Below are 13122 nucleotides of genomic sequence, written 5' to 3' on the forward strand. Positions count from 1 at the left end.
TTATAGTATATATTTTTTGAAAATCATTTTTCATTTTTTTATATATAAAAAATATTTGATTTATGTACTTTTTTACTGTACAATTGTACATATTAAAGTGAAATATTTAACAAAAAGGAGTACTGTAACAATGGAATCAAAAAAATTAAACTGGCGTATGCTTGCAATGATGGGATTCACAATTGTTTGGGGATTTGGAAACGTTGTTAATAACTACGCAAACCAAGGACTTACAGTTGTTGTATCTTGGATTTTAATCCTTTCTCTTTATTTCTTACCTTATGCACTTATGGTAGGAGAGATGGGATCTGTATTTGAACAAAAAGCTGGAGGAGTTTCAGGTTGGGTTGGCTCAACTTATGGTCCTATGATAGCTTATCTTGCTGGATGGACTTATTGGGTTGTACACATCCCATACTTAGCACAAAAACCACAAAGTGCACTAGTTGCATTAAGTTGGGTTTTCTTCCAAAACGGAGATATTATAAAAACATTTAACCCATTACTTTTACAAAGTATTGTTTTAGGGATATTCATACTATTCCTTTGGTTATCATCTAAAGGAATGAACTCTTTAAAGAAAATCGGAGCCCTTGCTGGAACATCTATGTTCTTTATGGGTATTTTATATATCTTACTAACTGTAGCTGCTCCATCTCTTGTAGATGCAAAGTCTGCAACTGAGGTTTGGACACTATCAACGTTTTTACCTAAGTTTGACTTTACATACTTTACTACTATATCTATGTTAGTATTTGCTGTTGGAGGTTGTGAAAAAATATCTCCATATGTAAAAGATGTTGAGAATCCTAATAAGAATTTCCCTAAAGGGATGTTAGCTCTTGCAGCTATGGTTGGAATGTCTGCACTGCTTGGATCATTCGCTATGGGAATTATGTTCAACAGTAGCAACATACCAGCTGACTTAAAGATGAACGGTCAATACTACGCATTCAAACTTCTTGGTGAATACTATGGAGTTGGAAATGCTCTTATGGTTTTATATGCTGTAGCTAATACTCTATCTCAAATATCAGCACTTATGTTCTCGATTGATGCTCCACTTAAGATATTAATCGGAGAAGGGGATAGAAACTTTATACCAGCTGCTTTCACTAAAGTTAATGAGAATGGTGCACCAATAAATGGTTACAAATTGACAGCTGTATTAGTTGGAATTTTAATAATAATCCCTGCAATCGGTATTGGGGATATGAACAACCTTTATAACTGGTTACTAGATCTGAACTCTATCGTTATGCCTCTTAGATATCTTTGGGTATTCTTAGCATATATAGGACTTAGAGGATTTGTTAGAAACAAAAACTTACACTCTAATTCTGGATTTAAATTTGTTAAAAATGATAAGATCGCAACTGCTATCGGAGTTTGGTGTTTTGCCTTCACATCATTTGCTTGTCTAATGGGAATCTTCCCTAAAAATATTGAGACATTCAGTTCAGAGTGGTTCTTCCAAATTACTCTTAACATTATGACTCCAATAGTTTTAGTTGGACTTGGACTTATCTTCCCTAAGATAGCTAGAAAACATAATAAATAAGATACAAGAAAAGCTTAGAAGCTGGTTTTACTGGCTTCTAAGCTTTTTTTCTTGATTACTTTAATAATTTTTCATTATATTACATTTTTATAAAATTTATCCCGATAGAACTTTACAAAAATTGCAGCTTCTACTGTCCACTGAAGTGAGGTAATCCACCAGAAATATGTCACTGGCATCTTTTTTAAATATATAAAGTAGTACATCAACGGTAATCTTATACACCAGTTACAAAACAGAACTATTCTAAACGGTGTCTTTGTATCTCCCATTCCCTTCAAAGCTCCTGATAACACCATATCTATGGCCGTTGGAATCTGTTGGATTGCTCCAATCATAAGGCATGCTGCTCCTAAAGCTATAACCTCAATTTCATCACTTTTAATAAAAAGACGAACCAAATTTTCCGAGAAAAATAGAAATATCAAAGAGAAAAATCCCATGACCATAACAGCTAAGAATAAAGATACATTAGCATACTCTCTCGCTTCTTTCAGATCCTTTTTTCCGATACTATATCCTACTAACGACACCGAAGAGATAGCGAATCCCCATCCAGGCATAAAGGAGATACTTTCTATCGTCACTGAAATCTGATTAGCTGAAAATGCTAAACTTCCTAATCTCATCACCATCATTACGCTCAAAAGTCTCACTATGCTGAAGGCACCCTCTTGTAGTCCCGATGGGATAGCTAACTTTACCAGTTCCTTCATATTTTTAAATTCCATTTTATCTTTCAAACTTAATTTAAAAGGTAATTTTTTCAAACTGTTCAAAATAAATAGAAATGCTACGACATTTCCAGTTACCGTAGCTATAGCTGCTCCTTCAATACCTAGTTCTGGGAAGCCGAACTTTCCAAAAATAAGAACATAATCTAATGATAGATTAACAATATTTAAAAGTGCCGCCCCATAAAGTGGTGTCTTTGTATTCTTACACCCTCTAAATATACCATTCAATATATTTGTGCTCATATTAAATAAAAGTCCCATCGAACATATTCTCATATATCTATACCCCAGAGTTAAAACATCATCTTTGGCTCCAGCTAAAATCAAAATATCTTTTGAAAATATGTAAAAAACTAGGAAAACTAAAGTGGCTATTCCAATCCCTAGCTTCAATCCAACATTTGCCATATCCCTAGCTTTTTTTGTCTCTCCACCTCCAAGTGAACGAGCTACTATAGAGGTGATAGATATTGATAATCCCATACCAATTAGTATATTTATAAATGTGTACATAATCTCAGAACTGAACCCTACAGCTGAAACAGCTGTTTGTCCTCCATATTTACCTACCATAAGCGTATCAAAAACCCAGATAAGCATATATAGGATCATCTCTCCAACTGCCGGCACAGCTAACTTTATAATCTCTTTAGACCGATTTATAAAGACCGTTTTTAACATAATTTCACCCCTTTTATCACCGAATTAATTCATTCTAGCATAGCACCTTCTGAAAGTAAACGAAAAGGTGAGTCAAATTGACTCACCCTTCTATCCTATCCCTCCATATAAAACACCTAAAATCAGTATTATTATAACTCCGGGAACAAATATATATTTTCCTATTTTAACAACATATTTTCCTATCTTATAATTTGAACCAGAATCTATCTCATACTCTATAGCTTCAGCTTTTATACCATAGAAATAGAATCCTAAAACTAAAAGTGCACCTAGAGGTATTAGATATATCGTCATTAAATCAGCAAAAGCTCCAAACATATTCATATCTAAATCAAGTGGCAATCCTAAGCAGAAAAGCCCTAATCCAACAACAACACTCGCTTTAACTCTTGAAATCCCAAACTTTTGCATAGCTGCTTCTACTGGAACTTCTAACTGATTTATAGCTGAAGAAACCGCTGCAAAGATAACACTTAAAAAGAATATTATTCCTAAAAACTTTCCACCTGGAATATTATTGAAGACAGATGGTAAAGTTATAAACAGTAAACTTGGACCTGCTCCGGGATTAAATCCAAAAGCAAAAGCTGCTGGTATTATTATAAACCCTGCCATAAGTGCAGCCAAAGTATCTAAAACACATGTTTGAATTACACTTGTAGATATATTAACATCCTTATCTAAATAACTTCCATACACAAGAAGTGCTGACCCACTCACACCAACCGTGAAGAAAGCTTGTCCTAAAGCCATAACCCAAGTCACTGGATTTAAAAGTTTATCCCAATCTGGATTTAAAAGATACTTCACTCCCTCCATAGCTCCAGGTAGAGTTAACGATCTTATCATAAGACCGAAAAATATTAAAAACATCAGTGGCATTACAACTTTATTTATCTTTTCGATACCTTTTATAACTCCTAACGATATAACTCCAATACTGATTAATACCGCAATCAAATGCCAAACTATAGATTCGGCATTTCCAGCAAAACTACCAAAATATTGTTCGAAATTTATTGTTGCAACATCTAAAGTTAAATATGTCACAAAATATTTTATTATCCATCCAAAAACTATAACATAAAATGTAAATATTCCTGCTACAGATGCTATCGGCAAAACTGGTAAAATCTTTGCAAGAGGAACACCTCTTTTTTGCATCAACTCACCAACACCTAAAACACCCTTTTTCATCATTCTACCAAATGATATCTCTCCAACTAATCCTATATACGCAAATAATGCCATAAATATAAAATACGGAATTAAGAAAGCTCCTCCACCATATGTTCCTAGCTTCCAAGAGAAAAGCCAAATATTTCCAAGCCCTATAGCTGCTCCTACACATGATAAAATAAATCCAATTCTGTTACTAAACTTCTCTCTTTTGTCGTTCACTTAACGCACCTCCTAAATTTTAAATAAAAAAAATCCACAGACTATACCTGTGGAATAAATGTTTTTCTCATTTTTATCTATCAGATACAATCTTTTTTAGTTTTTACCAAGCTAAAATAAGTTTGTATCCTTTTTTCTAGGTTACAAACTGACTATGGCCACCACCAAAATAAAATTGTCGCTGTTAAAGATGTATTAATTTTTTGAATATCTATTCTTTTTATCATTTTTAATACACCTCCTAGATTTATTATTTCAGCTATTGTAGCATTATAAAATAAAAAAAACAAGGATTTTTTAATTTTTGTGATATAACTATAATATATATTTTTATTTAAAGGATGGAAACTATGGAAAATATTAATTTTAGTCAATTTCAAATTTTAAATTATTATAAAAAAAATAGAGAGCTCTACAGAAAAATGGGTAAAAGATTAGAACGTTTTCTTAAACACTCCTTTGAAAAAGAGAAAATTGTTTATCACTCAATAACTAGTCGTGCTAAAACACGTGAAAGTTTTCAAAAAAAATTAGAACGAAAAGGCTATACATCTATCGATTTAGCAACTGATCTTTGCGGGTTGCGTGTTATAACCTTCTTAGAAAGTGAAACAAAAATTGTCGAAGCCTATCTGAGAACTGTTTTTCTGATTGACGAGAGTAACAGTGAGGATAAAAGTGATAATCTTGGTGAAGATAAAGTTGGATATAAAACTATACATCTTGTTGCAACTCTACCTGAAAATCTTCTGGCTCTTCCAGAGTTTGAAAGATTTCGTGATTTAAAATTTGAGATTCAAGTAAGAACGATTTTACAACATGCTTGGGCCGAAGTTGAGCACGATAAAAACTACAAGTTTAGCGGACATCTTCCTCCAGATATAAAAAGACGTTTTAAACTTTTAGCTGGATTTTTAGAGATTGCAGACAGAGAGTTTGAGAGTATTTCAAAAGAGATAAGTGAGTATGAAAAGAAAGTTGTTAACACAATTGAAGGAAATACGCTTCATGAAATTGAAATCAACTCTACATCTCTTAGAAAATATCTAAATAACAAATTCAATATAAACTTCTCTCAAGGAATAAGTCCAAAAATTATCAATCTTCTTCATGAAAGAGGTATAAATACCTTAGAAGATTTTGTAAAAATAGAAGAGCTAGAGATTATGCAAAAATATTTTGGAAACAACAGTAAAAAATTTCCAGCTCGTTATGATCTGATGATAAAGCATCTTTTGGATTATCGTGAAAAGTTAAATTAATATAAGTTTAAGGAGGATTTTTTATGGGTATTTTAACTAATGAAAGTTGTCTTAAAATGAAAAGAAAAGAGTTTGAAAAAACAATTGAACCTTTAAAATTAAAACTTGGTGAACTTCAAAGAACAGCTAAAGAAAAGGGGCTACCTATTTTGATTATCTTTGAAGGCCTTGAAGCTTCAGGAAAAGGTGCTGTTATAAATGATATATTACTTACTTTAGATCCTAGAGGATATAAAGTTGTAAGTCATAATCATCCTTTAGAAGGAAACTCTCTACCTTTTAAACAATATATAGAAAATATCCCTGGAAAAGGAGATTTTCATATCTTTGACAGATCTTGGTATGATTATGCTTTTACAGAGGAAAGTAATCTTACAAGAAGATGTAAAGAGATAAATAAAATAGAACGTTCTCTTCTTAGAAGTGGAATGCTTATTATAAAGTTCTTTCTGCATGTATCTAAAAAAACTCAGAAAAAAAGATATATAAAAGCGAAAAAAAATCCAGCACAGTCATGGAAAGTAACCCCATACGCTTGGCAACAAAATTTTAATTATAAAACTATTGCTGGTACTTGGGAAGATATTTTAGAACGTACAAATAATTTCGATTGTGGTTGGAATGTGATTTCTTCAGATAGTATTTATGGAGCAAAGTCAGAGATTTTCAGAATTATTGTTGAAAAAATAGAGAGTCAATTAAATGCAAAGGAAGTTAGACCAGATGATGTTCTTTTACCTTATAAAAAACCGTTCTCTCTGGATAAAATAAATCTAGAGAAAGCCCTAGACAAAAAAGAGTATAAAAAAGAGCTCGAAAAACTTCAAAAGAAAATTTATAATCTTCATCATGAAATTTATACAAGACGTATTCCTGTAATTATAGCTTATGAAGGATGGGACGCTGCTGGAAAAGGTGGAAATATTAAAAGATTGGTTGGGCGTATGGACCCTCGTGGATATGATGTTATTCCTATTGCTGCACCAAGCACTATTGAAAAAAACCATCACTATCTATGGAGATTCTGGAAAGCTATTCCTAGAAATGGACACATCTCTATCTTTGATAGAACTTGGTATGGAAGAGTTCTTGTTGAACGTATTGAAAAGTTTGCTACAAATTATGAATGGAAGCGTTCATATGCAGAGATAAACGATATGGAAAAGCAGTGGATAGATGATGGAGCTATCGTTTTAAAATTCTGGTTACAAATCTCAAAAGATGAGCAGTTAAAACGTTTTAAAGAGCGTGAAAATACACCTGAAAAAAAATGGAAAATCACAGAGGAGGATTGGAGAAATCGTGAAAAATGGAAAGATTATAACTCTGCAATTGAGGACATGATATCTCGAACTTCAACGACTACAGCTCCTTGGCATATAGTTCCTGCCAATGACAAATATTACGCTAGAATCTTTGTTTTAAAAAGATTTATTGATGCTATCGAAAAAAGACTTTATGGTAAAAAATAGATTTTAACAAAAGAGAGGATTATCTCGAAATCCTCTCTTTTGCTTTTATAAAAGTTTTATTACAGTATAAACATCTTGAAGTAAGCTTATCCTCAGATTCATCTTGGAATTGAACCGAAAAATCATTGTTATTAACACTCTTACCACAAATTCTACAAATCTCATTTCTACCATCTCTTTGCTCAAAAATAAGTTCTATATTTTCTGAAATATTTCTGAAAATCTCCTGTATTTTTCTAAAATTGAAAAAACTCACCAAAGCGTCACCTCACATCTTAATTCTTATTCCTCTTAATACAAAAATTATAGCCTATTCCTTTAATATTTCCTATACTAATAAAAGGAAAATTTGTTTTTTTTAGAAAATAAGGATTAGAAGAATTTTCTACACTTTAGGAGGGATTTATTATGAAAAAAGTTGTTTTATTATTAAAAAACGGAAATAATTTAGATCTTATTTTAAAAAGCTACCAACATCTTAAAACTCACTTTGGCTTCGAACTTGTACCTTTATATATTAGAGACATCGCTTATAGAGCCCCTATAAGTGAAACACTTCTAAACTCAGGTGAAGCTGCCTTTGTTTTAAACGGAATGGAGGATGAGTTTATTTCTAAAATAAATTCAGCTTTTGAAAAATACAATATCGATACTAATTTATTGATTCAATCAGAAGTTGGAGTTGATGAAGTTAAAACTCTTTTAAAAACCGCAGATCTTTTAATGATTGAACAATCTTCATATTTAAATGATATCTTTCTAGAACTATTAAAAATATCATTTAGACCCATCCTTGTTTTAAGAGGAAAACCTCTTAGCTTTGAAAATATCTCCATAATATCTAACGATGGAATAAAAGTTAATAAGAGTGTTTATAATTTTTTAAATCTTTTCCCTAATTTAGATCTAGAAAGCTTCCCTATTTTAACTTGGAACTGTGATTATGAGAAACACCATCTGCTAGACCTTTTAAAAAACAAAGGATATAAAGGGGATATTATTCCTTTTAGTTCAAAAGATGAATCTCTTGAAGATTTCTATTTTGCAGCTAACAAATCTAGTTTGATTCTAATGGGAAATCTAAGTCGTTCATTCTTTATGGAGAAAATAACAAATAGAACAGGCTTAAATCTTCTAGAAAATTTAGAAACACCTATTTTTATAGGATAGAAAAAATGGATAAAAAAAGCCCTCGGTCTTATTATAAACCGAGGGCTTTTTTTAAGCCTCTATCTCTCTTTTCACTCTTATTGTTTCAACAATCTCATCGTAATAGTCTCCATTCAATTTATAGTATTTTCTATATATCACATACCCACAAATAGAAAGTAAAATTGGGAACACTATCATCAAATATTTTATCCCTAATACAGCTGAAGCTGTTTGAGCTACATTTGGTACATAACCAACCATCGATAATCCCATACCTATTAACCATCCACTAACTGCTGAAGCTGATTTAACAAGTAATGTTTGAACTGAGAATATAACACTTTCATTTCTAGAACCAAACTTGAACTCTCCATAATCAACAACATCAGCTAACATTACAGTTGAAATTCCAAGTGTTAATCCAGAACCTAACTTTGCAACGATTCCTGATATCGCAACCAATGTAGCATTTCCCGGAGCTATTACTCCAGAGAAGAATAACATCAGGAAACCAACAACTGGAAGAGCACACGCTAGGAAAAATACTTTCTTTCTTCCAATTTTACTAGAAAGAATCGGGAACATCAATAACGATCCAATCTCTGCAAGTCCAGAGAATCCTGTGAACACCGAGAATAGTTTTTCTATTCCAACAACATATTTAAAGTAATAGATTGCAACTCCACCAGATATTTGAGCCATTAAGTTGAACATTAAAACTGTTCCTATTAAAGCTACAAGTTGATCATTTTTTAATATTAGCTTGAAAGCTTCTTTAAGGTTTATCTTTTCACTCGCTTTTTTGCTAACAACCTGCTCTTTTACATTCATAACAGTTAAAATCGAAGTAAAAATAAATATCACTGCAATTCCTAATGAAAGTAATGAGAATCCTCTAGCTTCGTTTCCTTTTCCTAAATACGCTATAAGTGGTAATCCGAAACTTCCCAATGATAACCAAGCTAAACTTGCAAATATTCTTGGAACAACCGCAATTTGCTCTCTCTCCTTTTTATCACTTGAAAGAGATGGTATCATTGACCAGAAAGGTATATCCATAATTGTATAAGTCATTCCCCAAAGTATATACATTATTGAGATATAGATATATAAACTTTTACCTGTAAAAGCCTCTGGCTTTGTAAACATTCCAACAACAGTTACAGCATTTAAAATTGTTCCTATTAAAATCCAAGGTCTGAATTTTCCCCATTTACTTCTTGTGTTATCCACAAGCATTCCCATAGCAGGATCATTTATAGCATCCCACATTCTAGCAACTAAAAACAACGTTCCAACAAATGCTGGAGCTAATCCTAAAACATCTGTAAAGTAATACATTAAGAATATATAAACTATTGCACAAGCATAATCTTTTCCAAGAGCACCTAAACCGTATGATAACTTCATTTTTAAACTAACCATTGTTACTCCTCCCGTGAATATCTTTAAATTATCTTTAAATCACTATTTAACTTCTTTCAACTTAAAAACTTTACTTTTGAAATCTTGTGTTTCTGAATCTTTTGAAAAATATCTATCTGGTTGTGGAAATACAATTCCAACGTTCATAAGCTCATCCCCATAAGCTTCAAACTCACCATTTACAGAGTATTTTTTATCTGGATTTAATCCTTTTAATATCACTTTTGCATTGTACCCTGGATTTGGTGATGCTAAGATTGTAAAGTGCCCTACTAAAGCCTCTTCTCTCTCCTTATCAACAACCATCCAAGCCGCACTATTTCCTTCAAACGGACTTTCTAATCTATAGAAATCTCCGAACTGTATTAATCTCCTATTTTCTTTGTAAAATTCCAGATGTTTTTTTACACTCTCTTCAGTGCTCTCATCAAACTTTAAAAGATCCAACTCATATCCGAAATTTCCAAAAGCTGCAACATGATTTCTGCACTCTAAACTAGTTTTTCTAGCTGTTTGATGATTTGGTATATCTGAAACATGAGCTCCCATACTTATAAGCGGATAAGCTAGCGATGTTCCATGCTGAATGTTTAATCTTACAATTGCGTCTGTGTCATCACTTGTCCAAACTTGTGGCATATAGTGTAGCATCCCTGCATCAAATCTTCCCCCTCCTGATGCACAAGACTCAAATAGTATATGTGGGAACTTTGTCGTTAACTCCTCTAAAATCTCATAAAGTCCTAAAATATATTTATGAGGTAGATCTCTATAAGTTATCTCTGTCATATTTCTATTCATATCCCATTTTACATAAGATATTGGAGCCTCAGAGAATCTTTCAGATAAGATATCCACAATATACTTTCTAACCTCTGGCTTTGATAAATCTAAAATATACTGATTTCTTCCCATAGATAATCTTCTATTTTTTACACCAAGTATCCAGTCTGGATGCTCCTCGTATAGTTTACTATTTTTACTGATCATCTCTGGCTCAAACCAAAGTCCAAATCTTATATCTTCATTTACTACTCTTTCACCTAATCCTTTAACTCCATTAGGTAGTTTATCTAAATTCGGGAACCAATCTCCTAAAGATGTTTTATCATCATCTCTTTTTCCAAACCATCCATCATCTAAAACGAAAAGCTCGAACCCTAATTTTTTTGCCTTCGAAGCCATAGCTACAATCTTATCCTCGTTGAAGTCAAAGTATGTCGCTTCCCAGTTATTTACCAAAATTGGTCTCTCTTTATCTCTCCACTCACCTCTAGCAACTCTTTCACGGAATAGTTTATGGAAAGTTTTACTCATCTCATTCATTCCATTCTCACTGTAAACTATTATTGCTTCTGGTGTAGTAAAACTCTCTCCGGGATTTAAATTCCATTTAAAATCAAATGGATTGATTCCCATCGTAACTCTTGTGGCATCAAAATGATCTACCTCTACGTGAGCTAAGAAATTTCCAGAGTAAACAAGTGCAAATCCTATGCTCTCTCCTGAATCCTCTGTCGTATTCGGACGCTTTAAAATTATGAATGGATTTTGATGAGCACTACTTGCTCCTCTTGTACTATCTATATACTGTGATCCAACTTCTAATTTTCTAGTTTTTATGAATCTTTCTCTAGCCCAAGCTCCAGAAAGATGTATGATCTCATAGTTATAATCAGGTAGATCAAGGGCAAAACTCATAGCTCTATTTATATCTATCTTTTCCGTTCCATGATTTACAAATCTAGCATTTCTTGTTATTACATCTCTATTTTTATAAACCGTATATGTTAAGAATAATTTACAGTTTAAAACTTCATCTTTTAACTCAATTTCTAACGTATTTGCTTCATCCTCACTTTCAACATAGGTTGAAGGTAGTCCATCTAATCTCTCCTTACCCTTATAAACTCTATATCCCTTATATACGAAGTCACTAACTCTGCTGCCATCCTCTGACTCTAACTCAAAAGCTGGTTTTCTAAAATCTGTCGTTCCATAAGATGGATACTCTTGTTTGTAATACTCAAGTGAAAATCCTGGGTCATCTTCATGATGAGCTATTATTCCTATCCCTACTTCGGGTTGATAGAAAAAGTGTTTGAAGCTTTCTCTATGTCTTATTTTTTTTCCAAAATACAGATGACCTAACTGCTCATTTTTCATAACATTGAATATATAACTTGTATTTGGTCCTTGTAAGTGAAACTCTCTATTCTCTTTATTTATGTATATCATCTTTCCTCCCGACTAATCTAAATAACTCTCTTTTATATATTCATTCAAACTCTTTATAAGTCTAGTTTTTACAAAGTTTAATCTATTTTTTTCACTACTTTCAACTACCAAGAGTTCTACAGCTAATTTAGCTAAGCTATTTATATCTGGTGCGACTGACATTATTCCAAGCGGAATTGTATTTCTTAAATTATCAAATCCTACAATAGGGATTCCTTTAATCTCTCGCTCTTTTAAAATCTCATCCACACAATAACTCATATTATCATTTGCACAGAAAACTGCATCAAACTGAACATCTTTATCTAAAATAGATTTCATAATCTCTCTTGCTTTTTCATCAGAGTAATCTCCATTATAAACTATTGGAGAGATTCCAAAACTTTTAACCGCTTCTAAATACCCTTTTTCTCTCTCTTTACCTGAAAGTTTCTCTTTATCTCCTGAAATATGAACTATTTTTCTCTTTCCTATTTCTAACAGATGATTTGTAGCTAAAAGTGCACCTGTAAAATCATCTGTATTTATATAATAAACCTCATTGTTTGAAGATATTGGATTAGAGGTATAGTCTACCAAAACCATCGGTGAAAACTTCTGTAAAATATTTTCTATATTTTTATCTCCATCTTTAAATCCAATAAAAACTCCACCTACTATGCTTCTATTCATATATAGAGATTCAATTTTATGAAAGGTATCATCATTTATAACATCTACCAAAAGTTGATACTCCAATTTTAAAGATTCTTTCAAAACTCTATTTATAAAATCAAGATAGTAACCAAAAGATAATCCATTATCCAATATTCTATTTTTATCACTATTATCTCCATAGATAAAAAGTCCAATAGTTCTGCTTTTCTTTCCCGCTAAAACTTGAGCACTACTATTTGGAATATATCCTAACTCTTTTATTGCTCTTAAAACAATCTCCTTTGTTTCAGGCGGAACATTTGAATAGTTGTTTATAACCCTTGAAACTGTACTTCTTGACACTCCAGCTAACTGAGCTACCTTAGTACTATTTATTTTCATTCTTCCTCCATTCTCTAACAAAAAAATATTTTTTTGTTTCGTGAACACGTGTTTATTATATTTATAAAACGATTATATTGTATTTTGAACACTTTTACAATATTTTTTTATTTTTTAGATATTAGTTATTTTACCTCAGTAAAAAAAGTTAA

General features: G+C 32.0%; 10 protein-coding genes. 4 read left to right on the forward strand and 6 right to left on the reverse strand.

Translation table 11 applies throughout. The annotated features are described in order from the left end of the window. The first annotated feature begins 130 nt into the window (after nucleotides 1–130). Nucleotides 131–1561: an amino acid permease gene (locus tag L988_RS09205; RefSeq protein WP_047383654.1), complete on the forward strand. Its 1431-nt coding sequence runs from the start codon at nucleotides 131–133 to the stop codon at nucleotides 1559–1561. A gap of 74 nt (nucleotides 1562–1635) precedes the next feature. Here the strand turns inward: L988_RS09205 and L988_RS09210 are convergent, their stop codons facing one another. Then, on the reverse strand, nucleotides 1636–2979 hold the full coding sequence (locus L988_RS09210) for an MATE family efflux transporter (protein ID WP_047383655.1): 1344 nt from the start codon (nucleotides 2977–2979) through the stop codon (nucleotides 1636–1638). A gap of 90 nt (nucleotides 2980–3069) precedes the next feature. Continuing rightward, complete coding sequence (locus tag L988_RS09215; RefSeq protein ID WP_047383656.1) at nucleotides 3070–4383, reverse strand: sodium-dependent transporter; 1314 nt, start codon at nucleotides 4381–4383, stop codon at nucleotides 3070–3072. A 350-nt stretch (nucleotides 4384–4733) separates the two neighbouring features. Here L988_RS09215 and L988_RS09220 point away from each other — a divergent pair, with 350 nt between their 5' ends. After that, nucleotides 4734–5645 (forward strand): GTP pyrophosphokinase family protein, encoded by a 912-nt coding sequence (locus L988_RS09220; RefSeq protein WP_052191783.1) that lies wholly within the window; start codon nucleotides 4734–4736, stop codon nucleotides 5643–5645. Between the two features lie 23 nt (nucleotides 5646–5668). Further along, nucleotides 5669–7117, forward strand: coding sequence for a polyphosphate:AMP phosphotransferase (pap, locus tag L988_RS09225; protein WP_052191784.1), 1449 nt, complete (start codon nucleotides 5669–5671; stop codon nucleotides 7115–7117). A 19-nt stretch (nucleotides 7118–7136) separates the two neighbouring features. On the opposite strand, the gene L988_RS09230 is transcribed toward pap, so the two are convergent. Then, nucleotides 7137–7373: a hypothetical protein gene (locus L988_RS09230; RefSeq protein ID WP_047383658.1), complete on the reverse strand. Its 237-nt coding sequence runs from the start codon at nucleotides 7371–7373 to the stop codon at nucleotides 7137–7139. Nucleotides 7374–7525: 152 nt separating this feature from the next. Between L988_RS09230 and L988_RS09235 the strand changes: the two genes are divergently transcribed. Beyond that, nucleotides 7526–8287, forward strand: coding sequence for a hypothetical protein (locus L988_RS09235; protein WP_047383660.1), 762 nt, complete (start codon nucleotides 7526–7528; stop codon nucleotides 8285–8287). Between the two features lie 51 nt (nucleotides 8288–8338). Here the strand turns inward: L988_RS09235 and melB are convergent, their stop codons facing one another. From melB to L988_RS09250, 3 genes are read right to left on the reverse strand one after another with little or no spacing between them, the layout of a single operon-like run. Next, complete coding sequence (gene melB, locus L988_RS09240; protein WP_047383661.1) at nucleotides 8339–9694, reverse strand: melibiose:sodium transporter MelB; 1356 nt, start codon at nucleotides 9692–9694, stop codon at nucleotides 8339–8341. Between the two features lie 42 nt (nucleotides 9695–9736). Further along, entirely contained in the window at nucleotides 9737–11932 is a 2196-nt protein-coding gene (locus L988_RS09245) for an alpha-galactosidase (RefSeq protein WP_047383662.1), read from the reverse strand. A gap of 12 nt (nucleotides 11933–11944) precedes the next feature. Beyond that, entirely contained in the window at nucleotides 11945–12970 is a 1026-nt protein-coding gene (locus tag L988_RS09250) for a LacI family DNA-binding transcriptional regulator (protein ID WP_047383664.1), read from the reverse strand. Nucleotides 12971–13122: the final 152 nt, after the last annotated feature.

Source organism: Cetobacterium sp. ZWU0022 (assembly GCF_000800875.1).
In the GTDB taxonomy this organism is placed as follows: domain Bacteria; phylum Fusobacteriota; class Fusobacteriia; order Fusobacteriales; family Fusobacteriaceae; genus Cetobacterium_A.